This is a genomic window from Brevibacterium sediminis (assembly GCF_024895295.1).
Taxonomy (GTDB): Bacteria; Actinomycetota; Actinomycetes; order Actinomycetales; family Brevibacteriaceae; genus Brevibacterium; species Brevibacterium sediminis.
In genome coordinates, this window is sequence record NZ_JAHQRN010000001.1 from 695032 (window position 1) to 719667 (window position 24636).

Below are 24636 nucleotides of genomic sequence, written 5' to 3' on the forward strand. Positions count from 1 at the left end.
TGCCTCACACAACCGGCTCAGGCTGCCAGGAGTTCGTCGAAGAATTCCTGCAGGTCGATGACTCCGACCAGGGTGTTGCCGTCCATGACCAGGCTGAACTGCGCCTTGGGGCGGTGGGTGAGCGATTCGAGCAGGTGCGGGGCCGTGATGTCCTTCGGCACTCCGATCCACCCGGCCAGAGGGCGGGCGACCTCGCCGGCGGGAACCGCTTCGAGGGTTTCGGCGAGGCGACCGGCTGCGGCGTGCCGGTCGACGAGACCGTACGGCAGCCCCTTCTGGTCGAGGACGACGATGAGGGTGCGTTCCTTCGCGTTCCCGAGCGTGTTCGCATAGTCGAGGGTGTCGGCCAGATCGGCATCCCATGTGGCGGCGATCGCGGGCTGGATGACCTGGGAGAGGTCGTAGGTCTCCATCTTCCGGGCCCGTTTGGCGTGGGTGGCGGCATCTCCTGCGGAGAACCACAGCATGATCGCGATGAGCGACATCCAGGCGACGGTTAGCGGTTCCGGCCGATCACCGCGGAGCAGCGGGGTGATGACCGACCAGCCGATGAAGCCGACGGCGATGATCCGGCCGACCCAGCTGGCCACGATCGTGCCGAGGAACTGCGAACCGGTGATGCGCCACATGATCGCCTGCAGCGCCCAGCCGCCGTCGAGCGGAATGCCCGGCAGCAGGTTGATCGCACCGAGGGCGACGTTGGCGAAGGTGACGGCGATGAGCAGCAGCCACGGCACCGAGGTGGGGCTGGCGGCGCTGAGACACCACCATCCCAGCAGGGCGAGAACGATGTTGACGATGGGGCCGACGATGGAGATGACGAAGCTCGTCATCGCCGCTTTGTCGCGCGGGTTGTCCATCTGGGGCTCGAAGCGGGTGAACCCGCCCCAGATGTTCAGCTCGATCGCGGCGACCTTCTGTCCGTAGAACTGGCCGGCGACGCCGTGCGCGAGTTCGTGGAGGAACACGGAGGCGAACAGGAGGACAGCATAGGCGAAGGCGACGAACCAGGCCCCGATGCCGAGATCCGGTCGGACCTGGTTGAGCCACGGGGTGAAGAGGATGGTGATCACGATGGCGGCGAGGAACCACGACCACGCCAGAATCACCGGAGCGCCGAGGACAGTGCCCAGGCGCAGACCCGATGACGCACCGGGGTGGTGGTTTTTCGCGGCCATTGAAGGGGTTCCTCCGGTCGATGTCGTGGTCAGCGGACCACTGAGGGTCGGTTACTCAGCCTAACAGCGACGACGCACTCATCGCTGGTCGCCACGTCGTGTCCGTGCAGGTCGTTACAGTGGAGTTATGGCCGAGCTCACCAGTTTGTCGCCCTCCCGGGCCAATGACTTCATCCAATGTCCTCTGAAGTTCCGCTTCCGCAGCATCGACAAGCTGCCGGAACCGCCTTCGCAGGCGGCATTCCGCGGCACGGTGGTCCATGCGGTGCTCGAGAAGCTGTTCACCGCACCGGCGGCCGAGCGCACGGCGGAGCTCGCGCAGACGATGCTCATACCGGCGTGGGACGAGCTCGTCGAGAAGGACCCGGATGTGCTCGAGATCTTCGAGGGCGAATCGGAGAAGGAGACGTTCTTCACATCTGCGCGTCGGCTCATCGATTCCTACTTCGTGCTCGAATATCCCGAGCATCTCGAACCGGAGGAGACGGAGAAGTTCGTCCGCACCACACTGGACAGCGGTCTCGAGCTGCGCGGGTTCATCGACCGCGTCGACGTCGCCCCGGGTGGGGAGCGGCGCCTCGTCGACTACAAGACGGGCAAGCAGCCGAAACCTCAGTACGGACGAGAAGCCAAGTTCCAGATGGGCTTCTACGCTCTCGTCGTCTACCGACTCTCGGGCGAGCTCGTCCACACTCTGCAGCTGATGTACCTGGGTTCGCGCAGCGTACTGAAGTCTCATCCGACGATGGCGGAGGTCGAACAGACCCAATTCGAGATCGATGCCGTCTGGAAGGACATCATCGCCTCGGCCGAGTCGGACCGGTGGCGGCCGAAGAAGTCACCGCTGTGCAACTGGTGCACCTTCAAGCCGCTGTGCCCGGCGTGGGGCAACACCGCTCCCCCGACCCCGGAGATCACGAAGATCGTGGGAGCGTAGAGCTCAGGCGCTCTGCTGCGCACGGAGTCGTCGCAGGTCGGCGACGCTGTGGCCTTCGAGACTGTTCCACAGGATCCGCCCCGGACGAGGTTCGAGGTCGATGAAATGCGGGATTCCGATCGCAATGGTGCCGGCCGCCTCGGCACTGGCCAGGCCCGGTTTCGAATCCTCCAGTGCCACACAGTCGGCCGGGTCGAGGTCGAGCAGCGCAGCCCCTCGCAGATAGGGCTCCGGATCCGGTTTGCCGGCGGTCACCTCATCGCCGGCGACGAGACCGGCGAAGCTGTCGGGCGGACAATTGGCGATGACCGCCTCGGCCAGCGGCCGGTACGACATCGTGACCATGACGTTCGGAATGCCTTCGGCCTTGAGCTCGGCCAGCAGCTCCAGCGCACCGGGCCGGAAGGGCACGGATTCGCGGATCTGTCCGATGACGTTGCCCATCAGGGTCTCGACGATCTCCTCAGCGGGCAGATCGAGGCCGGCCTCACGCATCATCCGGGCGGAGACGATGAGCTCGTTGCCGACGAATTCGAGCCCCTGCTCTTCCGACCAGGACAGCCCGTGGGCGTTCATGAGTTCGGTCTCGGCGCGGATCCAATACGGCTCGGTGTCGACGAGGGTTCCGTCCATGTCCCACAGGACGGCGGCAGGGTCGGCTGATGCATGGTTCGTCATACGCCCAGCGTAGTCTGGAACCATGAGTATTCTTCCATCCGGGTCCGGGGCACTCGTCTTCATCGCCTTCGAAGGTCAGGATGCCGATGCTTCCGAAGCGGCGAGCTCACTGGTCAAGGATCTCATCGAGGTCTGGCACCTGGACGACTCCGAGATCCTCGACACCGATGGGTTCTACGAATTCCGCTTCTCCGAACCCGAGATCATCCGCGACGAGGACGGGACGGCGTCGATCGCTTGGCCGGGTGTCGCGGTCCATCGTGGTCTCCTCGGCGAGCAGCCGATCACGGTCATCCACGGTCACGAACCGGGATTGAAATGGCGGGAGTTCCTCTCCCTCGTCCTCGCTCACGTCGGTGACGACGATACCGTCATCCTCCTCGGCGGTCTCCATGCCGAGGTTCCGCATACGCGTCCGCTGCCGGTGGTGGCCAACACGGAGGACGCAGAGCTTGCGTCCGAGCTCGGCATCGACGCCAACGGCTATGAGGGTCCCATCGGCATTCTCGGTCTCCTCGGCGTCGCCTGCCGGTGGCGCGGGGTCCGCGCCGTCAACCTGTGGGTGGGAGTGCCGGACTATCTGGCCGAGTCGCCGTCGCCGAAAGCCGAACTCGCGTTGGCGAAGGCCGTCGAACGCTATGCCGGCATCGAAATCGACATCCACGTGCTCGAAGAGGAGAGTCGGGCATGGGAGCTCGGCGCCGACGAACTCGTCTCCTTCAACCCGCGGCTGGCAGAACTCGTCCAAGCACTGGAGAAGCAGAACGATTCGACGGAGCTGCCCGAAGCCAGCGGGGATGCCATCGCGGCCGAGTTCGAACGCTATCTGCGCAAACGCGGCCGCGATAAGTGAATCACCGACTCCCGGAGGTCAGGCGGTGAGCGCCGGTCGACATCGGTCCTGCGATGTCAGTCGAGCAGGCGGATGCCAAGCAGGGCGTCGACGGCGTCGGCGACTCGGTCGCCGGTGATAGCTGCCGTCTCCGAGGGTTCGGAGTCCGCGTAGTGTTCGGCCCATTCGTCGAGGATCCCCAGAGCCCGCGGGCTGTCGAGGTCATCGGTGAGTGCTTCGCGCAGCAGGCCGATGATGTGCTCGCGCAGACCCTGGCGACATTCTGATTCGCATTTGGCCGCATGCTTCCATGCCTGCAGACGTGCTTCGGCGATGGACAGCTGCTCCTCGGTGAAGCTCCAGTCGCTGCGGTAGTGGTTGGACAGGATCACGGTGCGAATGGCCATGGGGTCGACTCCGCGCTCGCGCAGCTTCGAGACGAGGACGAGGTTGCCCTTGGACTTGCTCATCTTCTCGCCGTCGAGGCCCACCATTCCGGTGTGCATATAGGTCTTCGCCATGGGTGTGTCCCGCCAGGCAGCAGCATGGGCGGCACTCATCTCATGGTGAGGGAAGATGAGGTCGCTGCCGCCTCCCTGCACGTCGACGGGGAAGCCGAGATACCGATCGGCGATGACAGTGCATTCGACATGCCAGCCCGGTCGTCCCTGGCCCAGTGTGCCTCCGTCCCAGGACGGTTCGCCTTCGCGTTCGGCCCGCCACAGCAGCGGATCGATGGGATTCTCCTTGCCCGGAGTCTCGGGGTCACCGCCGCGTTCGGCCGAGAGCGCTGCCATGGTCTCGGCGTCGTCATGGCTGACTGTGCCGAACGGTGGGGTGATCTGCGTCGACACACGGTAGTAGACGTCACCGCTGTCGAGAGTGTAGGCGGCCCCCTTGTCCACGAGATCGCGGACGCCGGCGGCGATCTCGTCGACGGATTCGACGACGCCGATGAAGTTCGCCGGCGGGATCACCCGCAGGGCTTCCATATCCTCTCGGAAGAGATCGATCTGCGACGAGGCGAGTTCGCGCCAGTCGACTCCCGTGGCGTCGGCCCTCTCCAGCAGCGGATCGTCGACGTCAGTGGTGTTCTGTGCGTACTCGACCTCGAGTCCCGCATCACGCCAGATCCGGTTGAGCAGGTCGAAGGCCACATAGGTGGAGGCGTGCCCGAGGTGCGTCGCATCGTAGGGGGTGATGCCGCAGACGTAGAGTCGAGCGGTCTGCTTGGATCCGCGCAGCCTGCGCGGGCTGCGTGTGCTCGTATCAAAAACCGTAGGCACCTTGCCGGTGCTGGTCAGACGGGGCAGTTGAGGTTCGGGCCATGACTTCACGGCACCCAGCCTAACCGAGAGGCAGGCGTTCGGCACTTCCGAAGCAAAGTGATGCCGGTTTCAGATCGGCGGCCAGGGAATTGCGGTTCGATCGTCCGGTGCGTCGGGGAAGAACTCGGCGGCGAGAAGCCGGTCGGCCCTGTCTTTCAGAGCCTCGATCTCGTCTGCCGACAGGCAGTCGCTCAGCTGCGTCCGCAGCCTCTCGTCCATGGCGGTGACTTCCTGAAGCGCATCGATCTCTTCGGCGCAGAACGAGGTGCGAGAGAAACCCCACAGAACGGTGCGCAGCTTCTCCTCATTGTGGAAGGTCAGTCCGTTGTCGATGCCGAAGACGCCGATGTCGGCCGCGGCGGTGCTCGGCAGGCAGCTGCCGGTGATGACATGACCGGCTTTGCGGTCGGCGTTGTTCGCGAGCAGGTCGAAGAAGGCAATGGAACGCAGGCTCTCGTCGACGGAATGGGAGAGTACGAGGTCGCGTCCGTCCTCGGTGCGCAGAGCGAAGATCGGTGTGTGATCGACGGGGATCGCGTTGACCGTCGACAGGGTCACGGCTTCGTCATCGTCGGAGGCTTCGACGTAGGCCTGCAGGGATCCGCGGCCGGCGGGCAGATCATCGCGCAGAACCGTCGGCGGAACGACCCCCAGGTCGAGTGCGGCGGAGAGTCGATACGCCGCCACCTCGCGCAGGGCCAGTGTCTGTGCCGGGAAATCGTGCAGGGGCCGTTCGCCCGAGATGGGTTTGTAGACGGCCTTGATCGCCCGGCCCTCGTGTTCGAGCACGAGCAGTCGGGTGTCGTTGCTGGCGCGTGGGATCGATCCCATCTCCGTCCACTCCCCCGCAGCCAGTGCGTCGAGGAGAATCCCGTGGTCCATCACGGTTCAGGCGCGCGGGATCCCGTTGGCCCGGGGACACAGATGGCCATCGGGTTCGAGCGGGAGGGAGCAGAACGGGCAGTCTCCGCGTCCGGCGCTGACGACCTGTTCTCCGCGGCGGGCGAATTCTCGGGCGGCGGCGGCGCCGAGGACGATGCGCAGGACTTCGCGTTCGACTTCGTCGTCATCGGGGTCAGCGGAGGTTCCGGCCTGGGCGTCCGCCTCGGTGAGTTCGAAGCATTCGATGACGAGTTCGTGCTTGACGGTGTCCCAGCCCAGGCTCATCGTGCCGACGCGGAACTCCGGTTCGATGGGCACGTTGAGCCCGGCGTTGTCGATGAGATCGTCGAGCGCCGTCTGCGGCACCCGCGCGGCCGGATCCTTGATCATCACCATATCGAGCAGTTCGGTGATCCGGTCGGAGAGGATCTCGACCTGCTCCTTCTCGACGACCACGGTCGTCAGCGCGTTGCCGGACTTCGCCTGGAGGAGGAACGTCCTCTCACCGGGGAGTCCGATTGTGCCGACGACGAAACGATCGGGTGTGGGGTGGTCGTACAGAGCTGCCATGTCTTCAGCCTAGTTCAAAGACTTACATGACGGTCCGGCCTGGGATACATTTGAGTCATGAGCACTGATCCTCGTGAGGCCCTGGACGCATTCCTCGAAGCAGTGAGAGAGCACTACGCTGCATCCGCGCACCGCAATGGTGACCAAGACCCCCGAGTCGAAGCCGCTTATATGGCTTTGGCCGATGCCTTCGAAATCTACGAAGACGCGATCTACACCGCGTTCGACGAAGTCACTCCATTCGAACTCTTCGATGACGTCGAGGATGCCAAGGACGATGACGAGTTCCTCCTCGACGATGACGACGAGGACGACTGAGGGCCTGACAGAGCGTCGGACCTGCCGCTCTAGTCCGACGGACCCCAGGAGATCTGGTCGAGCACTTCGGCGATCTCATCCGCCAGTTCGACCTCGCTGGCGGTGACCTCGGCCAGCTGTGCCGAAGTGCGCGGCGAGACCAGAGTGCTCGCGATACCGTGCTGTCGGTTGAACGCCAGGGCGATGTCCAATGTCGACACGCCCAGAGCGGTCGCGGCACGACGGACGCCGGCAAGCACACGGTTCGACCGCTCGTCGAGGTAGGCACCGGCGTATTCGCTCAGCTCCCCCGCCAACCGCGAATCCTGGGGAGTCGCGTTCCGGTACTTGTCGGTGAGCACTCCGCGCCCCAGTCCCGCTCCGGCGATGAGTGAGACTCCCGCATAGTCGGCGGCCGGAACGAGCTCTGCCTCGGCCTCGCGGTTGAGCAGCGAGTATTCTGCGACGACACACGCGACCGGAATCCCGGCCCCGCGCATCTCCGCCAGCTGCCAACCGGTGTGGTGGGACACGCCCACGTAGCGGATCTTCCCGAGAGTGAGCAGGGTCTCGACCGCCGATGCGGTCTCGGCACGGTCGACCTCGGCATCGAAGACGTCGAGGACGAGCACGTCGAGGTGGTCGCGACCGACTGTGCGCAGCAGGGAATCGACTTGGCTGAGGATTCTCGAGCGCCCGAGTCCGGCCTCGATGTGGCCGGGTTCACTGATGGACACGCCCACCCGGGCCAGCAGCAGAATCTCTTCGGGAAGTCTCAGCCGTCCGAGCACCTCGGCGGAGATCGTAGCCGAGCTGGGCAGCTCGATGAGGTTGCCACCTGCGTCTTTGTACTCATCGACGAGGCGCTGGGCGACCTGGTCATCGACCCGATGCCCCCACTCGAAGGTTCCGAGACCCACATCGCTGACGTCCAGACCGGTAGTGCCGAGGCGTTGGTGCTTCATGCTTCTTGAGGTTACCCGATGCTGCGACTACCGTGGTTTCGTTCCCACCTCATATTCTCAAGGAGTCGTATGTACGACTGGCTGGTCGCTGCCGTGCTCGGAATCGTGCAGGCACTCACCGAGTTCCTCCCGATCTCCTCCTCGGCGCATGTGCGCATCGTCGGCGAACTTATGCTTCCCGGTTCGGATCCGGGCGCGTTCTTCACCGCCATCATCCAGATCGGCACCGAGGCGGCCGTCGTCGTCTACTTCTGGCGCGATATCGTCACAATCATCTCCAAATGGTGCAAGGCACTCGTCGGCAAGCATGATCGCAGGGACCCCGAGGTGCGCCTGGGTTGGCTCATCATCGTCGGTTCGATTCCCATCGTCATCATCGGCCTGCTCTTCCAGGACTACATCGAGGGTGCACTGCGCAGCCTCTGGATCACCGCGACGATGCTCATCGTCTTCGGTCTCATCATCGGCATCGCCGACTGGGCCGGGAAACGCGAACGCACCCTCGAGGACATGAACTGGGGTCAGGGCATCCTGTTCGGCTTCGCGCAGGCGCTCGCCGTCATTCCCGGCGTGTCACGCTCGGGCGGCACGATCATGGCCGGCCGTTTCATGGGCTTCGATCGTCCAGCAGCGGCTCGCTACTCGTTCCTGCTCGCCATTCCCGCCGTCGTCGGTTCCGGTCTCTACGGTGTGGCGCAGACGCTCGGTCGGAGTGAAGCCATGGTTCTCGGCTGGGGACCGACGATCCTCGCCACAGTGATTTCATTCGCTCTCGGTCTCGTCGTCATCCACTGGTTCCTCAAGTACGTGGAGACGAAGTCCTTCGCCATCTTCGTCTGGTACCGCGTCGCCCTGGGCATCGTCCTCTACATCCTGCTCGGCACCGGAGTCCTCGCAGCAGTCTGAGTCCGCACATTTCATTTTGGGCTGTCGTCCGACACTCCAGCATCATCTGATCCCGGCATTCACTTACGAGTGCCGGGATCAGCGCATTCCGCCGCCGCCGACGGCGGCCGATTGGGCGAGTCCGGCGGCGGTCACCGACATCGCCGCGAGCACCGGCTGGTCACCGGAGAAGTCGATGACCGTGAACGAACCGGGAGCGACGCTCAGCCGTTGGAAATCATCCAGCGGCATCCCCAGGGCGTCGGCGATGATCGCCTTGATGATGTCTCCATGGGAGACGATCATCGCCCACCGAGGCGGAGCCGATTTCTCGGTACCGTCCGTGGGCACTGCATCGGCCCGGGATTCGGCATCGGCACGTTCCTCCTCACGCAGCCGGGCCACGAGATCACGGACGCGGGCTGTGGAACGATCGGCCGCCTCGGTGATGGATTCCCCTCCGGGGAACCTGGCCTGCGACGCCGACTTCACTACGGTCGCCCACAGGGGCTCCTCGCCCAGTTCCTTGAGTGGCCGGCCCGTCCATTCGCCGTAGTCGAGCTCGATGACGGCCTCGTCGACGTCGATGCGATCGAAGTCAGCTGTTTCGGCTGCGATCGATGCGGTCTGTTCGCAGCGCTGCAGGGGCGAATGCAGCAGCTGGGTGAAGTGCCGATGCGGCAGCAGTTCGAGGTTGGCCCGCAGTGCCCGGGTTCCCTCATCGGTGAGGGACACGCCGGGTGCGCGTCCGGCCAGGATTCCGGAGACGTTGGCGCTGGAGAGGCCGTGCCGCAGCAGAACGATGACGGGCATACCCTCAAGATTAGCCCAGATCGTCTAGGGTGAGGCTATGAAACGTCAGCGTCCACGTATGACATACGAGTTCCGCAAGGTCTCGTTCTCTCGTGATGTGCCGCGGTCGGTCAGCCTGCAGGAACTCAACGACCAGGCGGAATACGGCCAATGGGAGCTCGCCCGCACCCGCATATCGGTCGGCGGAGTCCGCACCGTGTGGCTGCGCCGGAAGATCATGCCGTTGACGATGAGCAGCTGATGGTGTGAGATCGCCTTCCCTCGTTCCTGTTCTCACTGCCGGCCTCGTCACGATCACTGCAGGAGCGGCGATGTCCCTGCAGGGACGAGCGAACGGTCTGCTCGGGCAGGTGCTCGGACATGCCGTCTTCGCCGGGCTCGTCTCATTCTTCGTCGGCCTCCTCTGTGTCGGCATCGCCTTGGCAGTCTCGGCCCGATCCCGTGCTGCCGGCCGACGTCTCATCGTGCTGCTGCGGGATCGTACGCTGCCCTGGTGGATGCTCCTCGGGGGCTTGAGCGGCTGCCTCGTCGTCATCGCACAGGCCACGACCATTCCGCGGATCGGCGTGGCCATGTTCACGATGGCGTTCGTCTCCGGCCAGGTCACCGGTGGGCTCATCGTCGATGCCACCGAGCTGCCGCCGGGCGGCCGTCAGCGTCTGAGCGTCCTGCGCATCCTCGGCGTGGTCATCGTCCTCGCTTCCCTGGCCTTCGCCGCAGGTGACCGCCTGCAGTCGGGGATTCCGCTGTGGACTCCCCTGCTCCCGCTCGTCTCCGGGGCACTGACGAGTGTGCAGCAGGCGTCCAACGGCCATATCCGGGCTGCCACCGAATCGGCGGTGGTCGCGACGACGGTGAACTTCACGGTCGGCTTCGCAGCACTCGTCGTCGGCACATTCGTCCTGCTCATGACCGGACATCCCTGGCGCGAATTCCCGACCGCGCCGGATCAGTGGTGGATCCTCCTCGGCGGGGCCTTCGGGGTGGTCTTCATCGCCCTGACGACGGTCACCGTAGCCAGGCTGGGTGTGCTGCTGCTCAGCCTGTTCGCGCTCTTCGGCAACCTCGTCGGGGCATTGGCCCTCGATGTGCTGCTGCCGATTCCCGGCTCCGATGTCACGCTGACCACGGTGCTCAGCGCCATCGGAGTGCTCATCGGTATCGTCGTGACGATTCTGCCGGTGCCGGTCGGGCCTTCAACTTCAGCGGTCAGGCCCAAATCAGCGGTCAGGCCTTCATCAGGAAGTCGCCGAGGACCCGCGTCCCGAACTTGAGCGCCGAGATCGGCACCCTCTCGTCGACGCCGTGGAACATGGCCGGGAAGTCGAGGTCGCCGGTCAGCTGGAGCGGAGCGAAGCCGTAGCCGGTGATTCCGAGCTCGGCCATCGACTTGTTGTCCGTGCCTCCGGAGAGCGTATAGGGCAGGACGTTCGCGCTCGGGTCGTCGGCGAGCAGGCTCTTCTGCATCTGCGCGACCAGCGGAGTGTCGAACGGCGACTCGAGCGCCTCGCCTTCGTCCTCGGCGGTGATGTCGATCCCCTCCCCCGCGAGTTCCTTGATCTTGAGCATGACGTCCTCGTGCTGTCCCGGCAGAGTGCGACAGTCGACGTAGGCGGTCGCGGTGCCGGGAATGACGTTGTGTTTGTATCCGGCTTCGAGGAACGACGGGTTGGAGGTGTTCTGCAGGGTCGGTGCCACGAACTTCTCGACCGAACCCAGCTCGGCGAGCAGCTGCGGAATCGTCTCTGCCGTGAACTCGATTCCCGTGAGCTCCGAGACGCCTTCGAGGAGCTTCCTTGTGGCCAGGGGGATCTCCTGCGGCCACGGGTGGTTGCCGATCCGGGTGATCGCGGCGGCGAGCCGCGTGACGGGGTTGTCGTCGTTTCGCTGAGATCCGTGTCCGGCGGTGCCGTGAGCGACGAGGTTGAGCCAGGCCAGCCCCTTCTCTGCCGTCTGGATGAGGTAGATCCGCTGGCCGCGGACGTCGACGGAGTAGCCGCCGACCTCCGAGATCGCCTCGGTGGCTCCCGAGAACAGCTCGGGACGGTTGCGCACCATATGGCGGGCACCGTAGTTTCCTCCGGCCTCCTCGTCGGCGAAGAACGCGATCACGAGGTCCCGACGCGGAGTGAGTCCCTGACGGAGCATGGCACGGACGGACGCGACGATCATCGCGTCCATGTTCTTCATGTCCACCGCTCCGCGGCCCCACAGCAGACCGTCTTTGACGACTCCTTCGAAGGGGTCGACGCTCCAGTCCTCCGCGGCCGCCGGAACGACGTCGGTGTGGCCGTGGACGACGAGTGCCGGAGCCTCCGGCTCGGAGCCCTTCACACGAGCGACGAGATTGGCCCGGCCCGGGGAGGATTCGACGATTTCGGACTTCAGGTCAACCTCGGAGAGCCAGGACGCGATGAGTTCGGCGGCCGGCAGCTCCGGGTTGGCTTTGTTCCCGCCCCAGTTCTGTGTGTCGATGCGGATGAGCTGACGGCACAGTTCGGTGACTTCGTCCTCTGCGGTGCTGAAATCAAACACGGGACTCCCCTCGATGGTGGTTCGATCACGCGGCAGTGCTGTGATCGGCCTGACAGTCACCACCGTATCCCACCCGCGAGCCCGGCTCACAGACGATCGGGCGTGTATCAGCGGGTCAGAAGTTCATCCGTGGTGATCGTGATCGGGGCGGATGATCTTTGAACCCGCAGAAGCTGCCGTTGATGGCCCGGAAGCGAATACGAAAATGGCCTCCGGATCGAAATCCGGAGGCCATCTCCTCGTTGTGCGCGAAGGGGGACTTGAACCCCCACGCCCGATAAGTTGGGCACTAGCACCTCAAGCTAGCGCGTCTACCAATTCCGCCACTCGCGCTGGCAACAGAGATAACTCTACATGCGCGAAACGGTGTCGCAAAATCGAAATCGGCTTTTGTGACGCACTGCACTTATCACGCCATCATTCGAGGTGTGCCACCCGCGAGAGGACGTGCGGTTTGCCGTTCTTCAGGTCGAAGACGGCCGACTCCGCAGCCTCGTGACGACGCCCGGAGGTCAGCGCATAGCCGACCGTGCCGGGCAGCAGGATCGGCTTCGCGAAGGACACATCCCAGCGGTAGGACTCGAGCCGCGGATCCATTGCCGAGAACGCCCGGGAGGCGCTGTACATCCCATGGGCGATCTGCCGCGGGAATCCGAATCCCTTCGCGGCCAGACCGTTGAGGTGGATCGGGTTGTAGTCACCGGAGACCTTCGCATAGCGCTGACCGATGATCGGATCCAGACGCCACAGGGCACTGGGCTGCGGCGCCGTGAACTCGAGGTGCGGCACCTGTGCCTTCGGCTTGGCTCCGGAGAGCTTCCGCCCCTTGGCCAGGTACGTCGAGACCTCGTCCATCACGGGACGACCGTCGACCTTCGCCTCGAGCCGAACCTCGATCGTGGTGCCCTTCGTGTGCTCGAAGGGACCGGCGAGCTCGAGGTGGAAGTCCACAACCTCGCCGAGGCGGGCCTGCGAATGCATATCGACGCGATTGTGGATGTGGACCATCCCCATCATCGGCAGCGGCACTTCGGGGTCGGCCAACAGCTGCATGCTCAGCGGGAAGCCGAGGATGTGCAGGTAGCCGGGGTGGACGATATCGTCCAGACCGTGACCGACGACGTGGGCGAATCCCGCATAGGCGACCGGTTCGAGCGGAATGCTGCGATCGATCGCATGATCCGGCAGCTCCGGACCGGTGCGCGGACCCACCGGCAGGGTTTTGAGCAGGGCACGGGCATAGATGGGAAGCATCGAATCCGCCATCATGCACCCACCATGTTCTGACCGCATACGCGCAGCGTCTGTCCGTTGATGCCGCGGGCACCGCTGGATGCGAGGAAGCCGATGGCTTCGGCCACATCGACCGGCTGCCCGCCCTGCTGCAGGCTCGAGAGCCGGCGCGCGACCTGGCGTGTGAGAGTCGGCATCTTCGCGGTCATATCCGTTTCGATGAAGCCGGGTGCCACCGCATTGATCGCTCCCCCGCGGGCGGCGAAGTCCTCCGCCGAGGCGGCCGTGAGTCCGATGACTCCGGCCTTCGAGGTCGCATAGTTCGTCTGGCCGCGGTTGCCCGCGATTCCCGAGGTCGAGGCCAGGGAGACGACCTGGGCGCCGTCGGCGAAGAGTCCCTTCTCCGCCAGGCGCGCATTGATCATCGTCTGCGCGGCGATGTTGACGGCGATGACAGAATCCCATTTGGCCGCGTCCATGTTCGCCAGCATCTTGTCGCGGGTGATGCCGGCGTTGTGGACGAGGATGTCCACGGGTGCCCCGAGCGCCTCGGTGATCTTGTCCGGGGCATCGGCTGCGGTGATGTCGAGCTGCAGCGACTTGCCGCCGATCCGGTTCATCACCTGCGCCAGCGCCTGACCTGCCTGCGGCATGTCCACGCCGATGACGTAGGCGCCGTCGCGGGCGAGGTTCTCGGCGATCGCGGCTCCGATTCCACGTGCGGCACCGGTGACCACGGCGGTGCGTCCGGCCAGCGGGCCGGCGTCACCGGTGGACATGAATTCGTCCAGGCTCAGCCGCTGACCGGCGTCCGAAGACACCGTGAGGAACTGGCCGGAGACATAAGCGGATTTGCCCGAGAGAAGGAACCACAGGGCCGCGTTCACCGAGGGTGCGGTGAGGTCGACGCCGTCGAGCAGGATTCCGTTGGCGGTCGCGCCGGCGCGCATCTCGTGGGCGACCGACCGGGTGAAGCCGGTGATGCCCTGGGCGGTGGCGGCCTGCTCCGGTGTCTGGCTCTGCGCATCCGGTGCCGTCGAGATTGTGATCACTCGACCGCAGGCGGCCAGTGAACGCAGGGCGGCGCCGATCTCGAGGACGACCGGTGACAGGTCGGCCGGGGACTGCGCGTCGTCGAGGACGGCGATGACGGCCCGCAGCTTCTCGCCGGTCTGGGCGTTGCGACGGACCTCGAGTCCGTTCTCCAGCAGCTGATCGGCCAGCCCCTGGGCCCCGGGACCGGTGCCGAGGACGAGGACCGGTTTGTTCTCATAGGACGCCGGGGTGGAGCCGAAGCGGTTGAGTTCGACCGGCTGCGGCAGACCGAGGGTTTTGGCCACCTGCTTCAGCGGTCCGTTGACGAGGGAGAGATAGGTGTCTTTCATGCTGCCTCCACAATCGCAGTGAGCCCCTGTCCGCCTGCGGCGCAGATCGAGACCAGGGAGCGCTTCTTGCCGGTGGTCTTCAGGTGCTTGGCGGTGCTGGCGATGATGCGTCCGCCGGTGGCCGCGAAGGGGTGGCCGGCGGCCAGGCTCGAGCCGAGCGGGTTGAGCTTGTCGCGGTCGATGGTGCCCAGCGCCGCATCGAGACCGACCTTGTCCTTGCAGAACTCTTCGGATTCCCAGGCGGCCAGGTGCGAGAGCACGGTGGAGGCGAATGCCTCGTGGATCTCGAAGACATCGAAGTCATCGAAGGTCAGACCGTTGCGGGCCAGCAGCCGCGGAACTGCGTAGGCGGGGGCCATGAGCAGACCTTCGTCGCCGTCGACGAAATCGACGGCGGCGGCTTCGGCATCGACGAGGCGCGCCAACGGGGTGAAGCCGTGCTCGTTGGCCCAGTCCTCACTGCCCAACAGCACCGAGGAGGCGCCGTCGGTCAGCGGAGTCGAGTTGCCGGCGGTCATGGTCGCCTCGGTGGCGAGCTTCCTGCCGAAGACGGGGTTGAGCTTCGCCAGGGATTCCACGGTCGAGTCGGCACGCATGTTCGTATCGCGGCTGACCCCGAGGTACGGGGTGGTGAGGTCATCGAAGAAGCCGGATTCCCATGCCGCGGCGAGGTTCTTGTGGGAGGCCACGGCCAGTTCGTCCTGGGCCTGTCGGCTGATGCCCCAGGCGGCGGTGGTGATCGCCTGGTGCTCGCCCATGCTCAAGCCCGTGCGCGGTTCGCCCGTGCTCGGAGCCTGCGGTGCGAGGTAGGCGGGGCGGATCTGGGAGGCGATCTTCGCCTTCTGCACCATTGTCTTCGCACGGGTGAGCTCGAGGAGGATCTCGCGCATCGAATCGTTGATGACGATCGGAGCGTCGGACGTCGAATCCACGCCCGAGGCGATTCCGGATTCGATCTGCCCGGCATTGATCTTGTTGTTGAGGCTGACCACGGCTTCGAGGCCGGTGGCGCAGGCCTGACCGAGATCGAAGGCGGGGGTCGTCGGTGCCAGGGCGGAGCCGAGCACGGCTTCCCGGGTGAGGTTGAAGTCCTTCGAATGCTTGAGGACTGCACCTCCGGCGACCTCGCCGATGTTCTCTCCGGCCAGTCCAAAGCGGGCAACGAGCCCGTCGATGGCCGAGGTGAGCATATCGAGGTTCGTGGCCTTCGAGTACTGCTTGTTCGAGCGGGCGAAGGGAATTCGGTTGCCGCCGAGGATGACGGCGCGGTTGTTGGGAGCGGACATGTGCACCTCCGAGTGGTTGATTTAGCCGATACCGACAGTACCTGATACTGTCGGTTACATGAAATCGATCACAGACGGTCGCTCGACGAGATGGCAGAAGCATCGCGATGAGCGTCGTCGCGAACTTCTGCGTTCCGTGCGGCTCGTCGTCGACGAGTACGGCGACGATATGTCGATGGAGCAGATCTCTGACGCGACCGGGACGTCGAAGTCGGTGCTCTACCGATACTTCACCGACCGGGCAGGTCTGCAGGCGGCCATGGGCGAATGGGCGATGGGCGTCATCGTCCGGTCTCTCGACGAGGCCGCGGCCGCCTCGGCGAAGGGCGAGGGCTCAGCCGCGGCGCAGGAGTCCCTGGCCGCGATGATCCGCGCATTCGTCACGCTCGCCGCGAATTCTCCGAACGTGTATCGCTTCTGCGACACCGCGGTCAACCGGTTCGCGCCCGAGGAGACCGGCGGTTTCTTCAATTCAATTGCCGGGCAGCTGGCCGAACGCCTCGGCCTGAGCGGCGAACAGGCTCGGCTGTGGTCGGCCGGAGCGATCGGTTTCGTCCGCGCCGCCACCGAGACGTGGCTGTCCCGACCGGACCGGCCCGAGGAATTCGCCACCACCATCACCCATTGGCTCTGGGCAACCCTGCCCGAACAACGAGGAGTAGAACAATGAAGCTGTCTCTTGACCCGAAAGCCATCAACGACGTCCTCGACGGGCATTGGGCAGAAGCTCGCCGACGCGGGCGGACCCTGGCCGAAGAGCCGTCGACCCATGACGATCCGGCCGATGATCTCGACACCGCACGAGCGAAGACCCTCGACGGGGTCATGATGATGGCCGAGACCGGGCTGCCGATGACCGGGCTGTCACCGGAGATGGGCGGAAAGAACGAACACGCAACGAACGTCGCCGGGTTCGAAGAGACCGTCACGGCCAACCCGAGCCTGCAGATCAAAGCCGGCGTCCAGTTCGGACTCTTCGGCGGAGCGATCCTCCATCTCGGAGACAAGGAGCAGCATCAGAAGTGGCTGCTCGACGCTCAGTCCGGCCGTCTGCTTGGTTCGTTCGCGATGACGGAGATCGGGCACGGCTCCGATGTGGCGAACGTGGCGACCACCGCCACCTACGATGAGGCGACCGAAGAGTTCGTCATCGAGACCCCTTTCCGGGCCGCAACGAAGGAGTACATCGGCAACGCCGCCCGCGATGCCCGGGCCGCCGTCGTCTTCGCTCAGCTCATCACCAAAGGTGTCAAGCACGGGGTGCATGCCTTTTTCGTGCCCGTCCGCGACGAGGCCGGTGAGCCGATGCCGGGAGTCTCGATCGAAGACGACGGCTACAAGGGCGGGCTCAAGGGAGTCGACAATGGTCGCCTCGCCTTCGACTCCGTGCGGATCCCACGCACCAACCTGCTCAATCGCTACGGAGACGTCACCGCCGACGGCACGTACTCCTCCCCCATCGAATCGCCGGGACGCCGCTTCTTCACGATGCTCGGCACCCTGGTCCAGGGCCGGGTCTCGCTCGACGGCGCCTCCGTGGTCGCATCGAAGATCGCCCTCGACATCGCCGTGCGCTACGGACTCGAGCGCAAGCAGTTCACGGCCGGCGATGACTTCGCCGAGACGACTCTGCTCGACTACGGCCAGCATCAGCGTCGCCTCATGCCGGCCCTCGCCGCCGTCTACGCCTCGGCGTTCGCGCACGAGAAGCTGCTGACCTCCTTCGAAGAGGTCTTCGCCGGAGCCGATGACTCCGAGGAGAACCGGGCTCTGCTCGAGACCCGGGCGGCTGCGTTCAAGGCCGACTCGACCTGGATGGCGCTCGACGTCATCCAGGAATGCCGTGAGGCCTGCGGCGGTGCCGGATTCATGGCGGAGAACCGCCTCGTCGGGCTGCGCGCCGACCTCGACGTCTACGTCACCTTCGAAGGCGACAACACGGTGCTGCTGCAGCTCGTGGCCAAGCGCCTCCTCGGCGACTATGCCAAGGAATTCGCGAACCTCGACGTCGGCGGAGCCGCCCGCTTCATCGGCACCCAGGCCGCCGAACATACGCTCTACCGCACCGGTCTGGCCAATGCCGGACGGGCGATCTCGGATGCGCTGACCCCGAACCTCGGCGACAAGCGGATCAGGTCGGGACGCCTGCAGCGAACCCTGCTCGAAACGCGTCTGGAGGTCATGGTCGCCGGAGTCGCTCAGGCGCTGCGGCCCGCGACGAAGATGCCGGCCGCGCAGGCCGCCGATCTGTTCAACGTCCACCAGCATGAGCTCATCGAGATGGCACGCGCCTATGTCGAGCTCGAGAAGTGGAAGGCGCTGGACGAGAAGATGAAGGAGCAGACCGACGCCGATCAGGCCAAGGCTTTCCGTCGTCTGCGTGACACCTACGGTCTCGGACTGATCGAGAAGCACATGGCCTGGCACCTCATGTACGGTCGCCTGCCGATGTCGCGTGCACGCCAGATCAACGAGACGCTGAACCGTCTGTGCAAGAAGCTTGCCGCCAATGCCCTCGACCTCGTCGAAGCATTCGGCTACTCGGATGTCCACCGTCGGGCCACCATCGCCTCCGGTGTCGAAGCCGAGCGTCAGGCAGAGGCCGCCGACTACTACCGTCGGGCGCGGGCTCGTCAGGACTTCCCGGTCGACGAGAAGCAGCTGCGCAAGGCCGCGAAGAAGAAGGCGAAGGCCGCCGCACGGTGACCGCAGGCCCGTGATCCGGGCACACCAGAAGACCCCCGCAGCGAACGGTCTGCGGGGGTCTTCTGGTGCTTGGGGAGATTCGGGTCGCTGGCTGGCGACTGTGCTCGTCGCCAGCGGGCCCGACTGTCTCAGTCGGCGAGGAAGTCGGCGAGCACCGCGGAGATCTTCTCTGTCTCGGTGAGGAACCCGTCGTGACCGACCGGGGAGTCGATGATGTGGTGTCGCACTCTCCCCGGCAGCGCCTCGGCGAGGATGCCCACCTGTTCCGGCGGGAACAGCCGATCCGAGGACACGGAGACCACGAGGTTGTCGGTGCAGGCGTCGGCCAGTGCGACCGTGAGGTCGGAGGAGCGACCTCGGCGCACATCGTGGTCGCGCAGGGCACGTGTGAGCACGATATAGCTGTGCGGATCGAACCGGGCGGTGAGCTTCTTGGCCTGATGGTCCAGGTACGAGGTCACCTCGTAGTAGTCCTCCGAACGCAGGCGGCGGGAGAAGCGTTCATTGAGGTCGGCATCGTTGCGATACGTCAGGTGCGCGATCTGCCGGGCCAGTCCGAGACCATGACTGGGGAAGCTGCCGACGGCCGAATAGTCTCCGGAGTAGTAGTCGGCGTCGAGTTCGATCGCGCGTTCCTGCATCATCGCCCAGGCGATCTGGTCGGCTTCGCAGAAGGCCGGTGCGGCGATGACCGCGCATTTGCGGACCTTCCGGCTGTCCAACAGAGCGAACTCGAGCGCTCGCGCACCTCCCATGGATCCGCCGATGACGGCGACCCAGGAGTCGATGCCGAGGATCTGGGCGAGATTGTGCTCCAGACGTGCCATGTCGCGGATCGAGACCCGAGGGAATCGGGAGCCGTAGGCCAGACCGTCATCATAGGACGACTGCGGCCCGGTCGTTCCCGAGCAGCCTCCGAGGGAGTTCGCACACACCACGAAGTACTTGTCGGTGTCGACGGCTTCCCCGGGCCCGACGACACCCGCCCACCATTCGGTGACGCGGGTGTCGCCGGTCAGAGCATGCTCGATGAGGATCGCATTGGACCGGTCGGCGTTGAGGGCGCCGAAGGTCTCATAGGCGATCTCGACCGTGCCGAAGGTGTGTCCCGAGTCCGTGCCGAAGCCGAGGATCCGTTCGACGGAAGTGCTCTGGGTGGTCATCTCAGGCCGCGGTCTGCGCCTTCGCCGCAGCTGCCGCGAAGCCCTTGTCGAGGTCGCCGATGATGTCGTCGACACCTTCGATGCCCACGGACAGGCGGACCAGTGCCGGGTTGACTCCGGCCGCCTTCTGGGCTTCCTCGTCGAGCTGAGCGTGCGTGGTCGAGGCCGGGTGGATGACGAGCGAGCGGACGTCGCCGATGTTCGCCACCAGCGAGTGCAGTTCGAGGGCGTCGACGAAGGCCACAGCGGCGTCGTATCCGCCGGCGATGTCGAAGGCGAGCACCGAACCCACGCCGTTCGGCAGGTACTTCTTGGCCAGTCCGTTCCAGGGGCTCGACTCGAGTCCGGCGTAGGCGACGCGGTCGACCTGGCTGTGAGCCTCGAGGTAGGCGGCGACCTTGTTCGCGTTCTCCACGTGGCGCTCGATGCGCAGGCTCAGGGTCTCGATGCCCTGGGCCAGCAGGAATGCGTTCGTCGGACTGAGCGAGGGTCCGAGGTCGCGCAGGCCCTGCACGCGAGCCTTGAGTCCGAAGGACACGTTCACTCCGAAAGCTCCGTCGGCGCCGAGGTCGCGAGCGAAGACGAGTCCGTTGTAGGAAGCGTCGGGTTCATTGAAGCCGGGGAACTTCTCCGGCTGTGCTCCGTAGTCGAAGTTGCCGCTGTCGACGAGGACACCGGCAACGGAGTTGCCGTGGCCGCCGAGGTACTTCGTGGCCGAGTGGAGCACGACGTCGGCACCGTGTTCGATCGGACGCACGAGGTAGGGGCTGGCGAGGGTGTTGTCGACGATCAGCGGCACACCGGCATCGTGAGCGATTCCGGCGATCGCCTCGATGTCGAGGATGTCTGAGCGCGGGTTCGACACGACCTCGCCGAAGAGGAGCTTCGTGTTGTCCTGGATCGCGTTCTTCCACGCCTCGTGGTCGTCGACATTGACGAAGGTGGTCTCGATGCCGAGCTTGCGCAGGGTGACGTCGAGGAGGTTGACGGTTCCGCCGTAGAGGCTGGAGCTGGCCACGATGTGGTCACCGGCTCCGGCGACGTTCGTGATCGCGAGGAATGCCGCGGACTGGCCCGAGGCGGTGAGGACGGCGTGGACGCCGCCTTCGAGATCGGCGATGCGGTTCTCGACGACCTCGTTCGTCGGGTTCGTCAGGCGGCTGTAGACGGGGCCGACGTCGGTCAGCGCAAAGCGCGCTGCGGCGTGGTCGACGTCGTTGAACACGAACGAGGTGGTCTGGTGGATGGGCAGGGCGCGCGAACCGGTGGTCGGATCGGGAACCTGTCCGGCATGGATCTGACGGGTTTCGAATGCCTGGGTCATGGTGACTCTCCTGTATGAGTGCGGTGGCGGTGTCGCTGGTTGAGGCGATGTGATGTGTCTACTGTCATCGACTTCGCCGGCTGGCACCCGCCTGTGTGTCATGTTGGCGTCATCGTGTGTCATGTTTCGTCACACCGTGCCGTGCAGCTGTCATCTGGCAGTGCCGACGTTCACCGGAAGTTCCGCGCCTTCGTCGGCAGCTGCACCTCGAGGGGGACGAGTTTGTGCGCGTAGAGGCTGACCACGTCTCCCCCGCGCTGGATGAGTCCGGTGACGACGAGGGCGTTGCGGGAGGTCGCGACCGTGCGGAAGCGTTTCATCAGCCCGGCCGTGGCTACGACGTTGAGCATCCCGAATTCGTCTTCGAGGTTGATGAAGGTGATCCCCGAGGCGGTGGCCGGGCGCTGCCGGTGGGTGACGATCGCGGCCACCGTCATCCGGGTTCCGTCCGCCGCACGCGCCGCATCCGCGGTCGATGAGTATCCGCGGGCGCTCAGCGTCTCGCGCATCATCTCCGTGGGGTAGCCGTCGACGGTGATCCCGGTGGAGAAGAGTTCGGCCAAGGTCGTATCGAAGGCGTCCATGGTCGGCAGGCTCGGCGCCGAGTCCACGCTCGCCGTTCCCGGCAGCAGCCCCGGATGGGCACCGGCGACTCCCCCGGCCAGCCACAGGGCCTGCCGTCGGTCGAGGTCGAATCCGGACAGGGCCCCGGCCGTGGCCAGCGATTCCAGGGCCTGCTTGCCGATGCCGGTGCGTTCGGCCAGGTCCGCCACCGAGGCGAAGGGAGCGATCTCGCGTTCGGTCACGATCACCTCGGCGAAGGAGCCGACATGCGCGACCGTGTCCAGTCCCAAGCGGATCCCCAGCTCCCCCTCCGAGGCGGTCGTGTCCTTGTCCTCCCCCGCTGAGGCGGTGTCCCCATCCCCGGCTTCTGCGACCCATTCGAGGTCCGTGGCCGCCTGGGACCGGCGGATGTCGACGGGCAGGATCGGCACTCCGTGCCGGCGGGCATCGGCGATGAGCGACTGCGGGGAATAGAAGCCCATCGGCTGGCTGCGCAGCAGACCGGCGGTGAAGGCGGCGTGGTGATGGTATTTGAACCAGGCGGACTGATAGACGAGGTTCGCGAAGCTGATGGCATGCGATTCGGGGAATCCGTAGTTCGCGAAGGCCGCGATGGTGGAGAAGATCGTCTCGGCGGTCTCCGCGTCGACTCCGCGTTCCATGGCTCCGGTACGGAACTTCTCGGCGAGTTCGGCCATCCGCTTCTCCGACCGACGGGAGCCCATGGCCTGCCGCAGCCGGTCGGCATCGGCACCGGTGAACCCGCCGACGTCGATGGCCATCTGCATGAGCTGCTCTTGGAACAGAGGGACCCCGCAGGTCTTGGCCAAGGACTTCTCGAGTAGCGGGTGGAGGTATTCGACCTCATCCAGACCCTGCCGTCGGCGGATATAGGGGTGGACGGAGCCGCCTTGGATCGGCCCCGGTCGGATGAGGGCGACCTGGACGGCCAAGTCGTAGAACTTCTCCGGGCGCAGCCGGGGCAGGGTGGCCAGCTGGGCGCGGGATTCGACCTGGAAGACCCCGATCGCATCGGCACGGCAGAGCATCTCGTAGACGGCTTCGTCGTCGTCATCGATCTCCGCCCGGTCGATGAGGACCCCGGTGTGACGGTGGACGAGTCCGACCATCTCGTGCAGGGCAGTGAGCATGCCCAGACCGAGCAGGTCGAACTTGACCAGGTCCATGGCCGCGCAGTCGTCCTTGTCCCATTGGACGACGGTGCGGTGGCCCATCGTCGCCTTCTCGATCGGCACGACTTCGCCGATGGCACGGTCGGCCAGGATCATCCCGCCGGAGTGGATGCCCAGATGGCGCGGTGAGCCGAGCAGATCCTCGGCGACCTTGAGCACCGGTGCGGGCACCGGTGAGTCCTCGGCATCGGGCAGGCTCGACCACCGGTTGCTCGACTTCGAGAACGCATCCTGCTGGCCGGGGGCATAGCCGAGGCTGAAGGCGGCGTCCCGGATGGCCGATTTCGCACGGTAGGTGATGACATTGGCGACCTGGGCAGCCCGGTCACGGCCGAAATGGTCGTACACGTATTGGATGACCTCCTCGCGGCGGCCGGATTCGATGTCGATGTCGATGTCCGGGTACCCCTTGCGGTCCGGGGACAGGAACCGGTCGAAGAGCAGTCCGTGTTTGACGGCGTCGACGGCGGTGATGCCCAGGACGTAGCAGACCGCGGAGTTCGCCGCCGAACCCCGGCCTTGGCAGAAGATGCCCATATTGCGGCAGAACTCGGTGATGTCGAAGACGATGAGGAAGTAGCCGCAGAAGCCCAGTTGGGCGATCATGTCCATCTCCCGGTCCAGCTGCTCCCAGGCCCGCGGGTGCTCTGCTCGGGATCCGTAGCGGGTGCGGCCGCGTTCGGCGATGAGGCCACGCAGATACGTCTCCCCCTCGGTCTCATCGGGCATCGGTGCCTTCGGCAGGTCGGGACGGGCCGAGGAGAGGACGAAGGAGCAGTCCTGACCGATCCGCACCGCATTGTCCACAGCCTGCCGCGGGAATCGCGCGAGCATCTCCTGGCCGGTGTGGATGCGTGCGCTCGCCGTCGCCGGCAGCCATCCGGCCAGTTCGTCCAGGGACTTCCGCGACCGCACCGAGGCGCGCACCTGAGCCGACTTCCACTCGGCCCGGGTGGCGAAGTGGACGGCATTGCTGGCGATGATCGGCAGGCCCGTCCGCTGGGCCAGATCGCCGAGGTGGCCCAGCCTCTCGTCGTCATCCGGGGTTCCGTCCCGGCTGAGTTCGACGGCGACCCGGTCGGGTCCGAAAAGTGCGGTGAGTTCGCGCAGAGCGCTGAGCCCGCCGTCGTCGTCGCCCAACGCTCGTCGCAGCGGTCCTTTGCGGCAGCCGGTGAGGATCATCCAGTCTCCGTCCTCTGCAGCCAGTTCTTCGAGGTCGAAGAGCGGACGGTTCTTCTCACCGCGCAGGTTCGCCTCGGTGATGACCTGAGAGAGCTGGTGGTAGCCCTCGACGCTGCGGGCGAGGACGAGCAGGTGGGTGGCATCGGGGTCGGTCTGTCCGGGGATCTTCTCGGCCAGCCCGATGGACAGTTCGGAGCCGAACACGGTGTCCAGCCCCACCTCGGCGGCGGCATGGGCGAAGCGGACGGCACCGTAGAGTCCGTTGTGGTCGGTCAGCGCCAGGGAGCTCAGCCCGGCGGCGGCGCCGGCGGCGACGAGTTCTTCGGGGTCGGAGGCTCCGTCGAGGAAGCTGAACTGGGAGTGCACATGCAGCTCCGCCCAGTCGACCTGCTTCCGCAGCAGTCCCGGTCCGCGGTTCGGCCCCTGAGCGCTGCCGGCGCCTGCCAGCTCCTGATAGCGGCTGCGTCCGTCCGAACCGCCGGGGCCGACCGAGACTTGGTAGCGGTCGGGGCGGGAGAACGCAGGAGCATCGGAGCCGTCGGCGTGCTTGTCGACAGGCTGTCTTCCTGCCGGGTTCTCACCAGCAGGCTGTTTGTCCGCCGGGGAGGACGGGATGTCCTTGCCCTCGAGGCGGCGGGCCAGCTTCGACCACGGTGTGCGCGGGTTCGAGAATCCCATCGGGATCTCCTCCTCTCAAGTG

The 24636-nt window shown here is 65.6% G+C and carries 22 protein-coding genes and 1 tRNA gene; 8 read left to right on the forward strand and 15 right to left on the reverse strand.

Annotated elements, in window-relative coordinates:
- Positions 1–17: 17 nt before the first annotated feature.
- A complete protein-coding gene (locus tag KTJ89_RS03230) occupies positions 18–1178 on the reverse strand; it encodes a site-2 protease family protein (protein ID WP_139467236.1) in 1161 nt (386 codons plus the stop codon).
- A 127-nt stretch (positions 1179–1305) separates the two neighbouring features.
- Here KTJ89_RS03230 and KTJ89_RS03235 point away from each other — a divergent pair, with 127 nt between their 5' ends.
- Positions 1306–2115 (forward strand): RecB family exonuclease, encoded by an 810-nt coding sequence (locus KTJ89_RS03235; protein ID WP_172169524.1) that lies wholly within the window; start codon positions 1306–1308, stop codon positions 2113–2115.
- A gap of 3 nt (positions 2116–2118) precedes the next feature.
- Here the strand turns inward: KTJ89_RS03235 and KTJ89_RS03240 are convergent, their stop codons facing one another.
- Positions 2119–2793, reverse strand: coding sequence for an HAD family hydrolase (locus KTJ89_RS03240; RefSeq protein WP_172169527.1), 675 nt, complete (start codon positions 2791–2793; stop codon positions 2119–2121).
- Between the two features lie 22 nt (positions 2794–2815).
- Here KTJ89_RS03240 and KTJ89_RS03245 point away from each other — a divergent pair, with 22 nt between their 5' ends.
- Positions 2816–3646: a proteasome assembly chaperone family protein gene (locus KTJ89_RS03245; RefSeq protein WP_259356767.1), complete on the forward strand. Its 831-nt coding sequence runs from the start codon at positions 2816–2818 to the stop codon at positions 3644–3646.
- A 56-nt stretch (positions 3647–3702) separates the two neighbouring features.
- On the opposite strand, the gene mshC is transcribed toward KTJ89_RS03245, so the two are convergent.
- From mshC to KTJ89_RS03260, 3 genes are read right to left on the reverse strand one after another with little or no spacing between them, the layout of a single operon-like run.
- The gene (gene mshC, locus KTJ89_RS03250; protein ID WP_259356768.1) at positions 3703–4962 is read right to left on the reverse strand and encodes a cysteine--1-D-myo-inosityl 2-amino-2-deoxy-alpha-D-glucopyranoside ligase; all 1260 of its coding nucleotides are present in this window, start codon (positions 4960–4962) and stop codon (positions 3703–3705) included.
- Between the two features lie 60 nt (positions 4963–5022).
- A complete protein-coding gene (locus KTJ89_RS03255) occupies positions 5023–5835 on the reverse strand; it encodes an Rv2133c family protein (RefSeq protein ID WP_139467241.1) in 813 nt (270 codons plus the stop codon).
- A gap of 6 nt (positions 5836–5841) precedes the next feature.
- Positions 5842–6405 (reverse strand): Rv2134c family protein, encoded by a 564-nt coding sequence (locus KTJ89_RS03260; RefSeq protein WP_139467242.1) that lies wholly within the window; start codon positions 6403–6405, stop codon positions 5842–5844.
- Positions 6406–6462: 57 nt separating this feature from the next.
- Between KTJ89_RS03260 and KTJ89_RS03265 the strand changes: the two genes are divergently transcribed.
- Positions 6463–6723, forward strand: coding sequence for a hypothetical protein (locus KTJ89_RS03265; RefSeq protein WP_025778383.1), 261 nt, complete (start codon positions 6463–6465; stop codon positions 6721–6723).
- A 29-nt stretch (positions 6724–6752) separates the two neighbouring features.
- On the opposite strand, the gene KTJ89_RS03270 is transcribed toward KTJ89_RS03265, so the two are convergent.
- On the reverse strand, positions 6753–7667 hold the full coding sequence (locus KTJ89_RS03270; protein WP_172169536.1) for an aldo/keto reductase: 915 nt from the start codon (positions 7665–7667) through the stop codon (positions 6753–6755).
- 69 nt (positions 7668–7736) lie between these two features.
- On the opposite strand from KTJ89_RS03270, the gene KTJ89_RS03275 reads away from it, so the two are divergent.
- Complete coding sequence (locus KTJ89_RS03275) at positions 7737–8573, forward strand: undecaprenyl-diphosphate phosphatase (protein ID WP_139467244.1); 837 nt, start codon at positions 7737–7739, stop codon at positions 8571–8573.
- 78 nt (positions 8574–8651) lie between these two features.
- On the opposite strand, the gene KTJ89_RS03280 is transcribed toward KTJ89_RS03275, so the two are convergent.
- A complete protein-coding gene (locus KTJ89_RS03280) occupies positions 8652–9365 on the reverse strand; it encodes a histidine phosphatase family protein (protein ID WP_172169539.1) in 714 nt (237 codons plus the stop codon).
- Positions 9366–9423: 58 nt separating this feature from the next.
- Between KTJ89_RS03280 and KTJ89_RS03285 the strand changes: the two genes are divergently transcribed.
- Positions 9424–9606 carry a DUF5703 family protein gene (locus tag KTJ89_RS03285; protein WP_139467246.1) on the forward strand — a complete coding sequence of 61 codons (183 nt, stop codon included), beginning with the start codon at positions 9424–9426 and terminating at the stop codon, positions 9604–9606.
- Positions 9607–9610: 4 nt separating this feature from the next.
- The gene (locus tag KTJ89_RS03290; RefSeq protein ID WP_172169542.1) at positions 9611–10639 is read left to right on the forward strand and encodes a DMT family transporter; all 1029 of its coding nucleotides are present in this window, start codon (positions 9611–9613) and stop codon (positions 10637–10639) included.
- Here the strand turns inward: KTJ89_RS03290 and KTJ89_RS03295 are convergent.
- From KTJ89_RS03295 to KTJ89_RS03315, 5 genes are all read right to left on the reverse strand, one after another.
- A complete protein-coding gene (locus tag KTJ89_RS03295) occupies positions 10593–11900 on the reverse strand; it encodes a M20/M25/M40 family metallo-hydrolase (protein WP_172169545.1) in 1308 nt (435 codons plus the stop codon). The two genes, KTJ89_RS03290 and KTJ89_RS03295, sit on opposite strands and share 47 nt — an antisense overlap.
- 245 nt (positions 11901–12145) lie before the next feature.
- Positions 12146–12233: transfer RNA gene (locus KTJ89_RS03300), tRNA-Leu, on the reverse strand.
- An 84-nt stretch (positions 12234–12317) separates the two neighbouring features.
- Positions 12318–13169 (reverse strand): MaoC family dehydratase, encoded by an 852-nt coding sequence (locus tag KTJ89_RS03305; RefSeq protein WP_139467249.1) that lies wholly within the window; start codon positions 13167–13169, stop codon positions 12318–12320.
- Complete coding sequence (locus tag KTJ89_RS03310; RefSeq protein ID WP_172169548.1) at positions 13166–14518, reverse strand: 3-oxoacyl-ACP reductase; 1353 nt, start codon at positions 14516–14518, stop codon at positions 13166–13168. Before KTJ89_RS03310 ends, KTJ89_RS03305 begins: the two co-directional genes overlap by 4 nt.
- Positions 14515–15804, reverse strand: a complete 1290-nt coding sequence (locus KTJ89_RS03315) for an acetyl-CoA C-acetyltransferase (protein WP_172169551.1) — start codon at positions 15802–15804, stop codon at positions 14515–14517. The genes KTJ89_RS03310 and KTJ89_RS03315 overlap by 4 nt, the downstream gene beginning before the upstream one ends.
- A 58-nt stretch (positions 15805–15862) precedes the next feature.
- On the opposite strand from KTJ89_RS03315, the gene KTJ89_RS03320 reads away from it, so the two are divergent.
- The gene (locus tag KTJ89_RS03320; RefSeq protein ID WP_139467252.1) at positions 15863–16474 is read left to right on the forward strand and encodes a TetR/AcrR family transcriptional regulator; all 612 of its coding nucleotides are present in this window, start codon (positions 15863–15865) and stop codon (positions 16472–16474) included.
- On the forward strand, positions 16471–18510 hold the full coding sequence (locus tag KTJ89_RS03325; RefSeq protein WP_172169554.1) for an acyl-CoA dehydrogenase family protein: 2040 nt from the start codon (positions 16471–16473) through the stop codon (positions 18508–18510). Before KTJ89_RS03320 ends, KTJ89_RS03325 begins: the two co-directional genes overlap by 4 nt.
- A gap of 128 nt (positions 18511–18638) precedes the next feature.
- On the opposite strand, the gene metX is transcribed toward KTJ89_RS03325, so the two are convergent.
- The 3 genes from metX to KTJ89_RS03340 form a co-directional block, all read right to left on the reverse strand.
- Positions 18639–19673, reverse strand: a complete 1035-nt coding sequence (gene metX / locus KTJ89_RS03330; protein ID WP_139467254.1) for a homoserine O-acetyltransferase MetX — start codon at positions 19671–19673, stop codon at positions 18639–18641.
- 1 nt (position 19674) lies between these two features.
- Entirely contained in the window at positions 19675–20997 is a 1323-nt protein-coding gene (locus KTJ89_RS03335) for an O-acetylhomoserine aminocarboxypropyltransferase/cysteine synthase family protein (protein WP_139467255.1), read from the reverse strand.
- Between the two features lie 170 nt (positions 20998–21167).
- Positions 21168–24614, reverse strand: coding sequence for an error-prone DNA polymerase (locus tag KTJ89_RS03340; RefSeq protein ID WP_172169557.1), 3447 nt, complete (start codon positions 24612–24614; stop codon positions 21168–21170).
- Between the last annotated feature and the right edge of the window lie 22 nt (positions 24615–24636).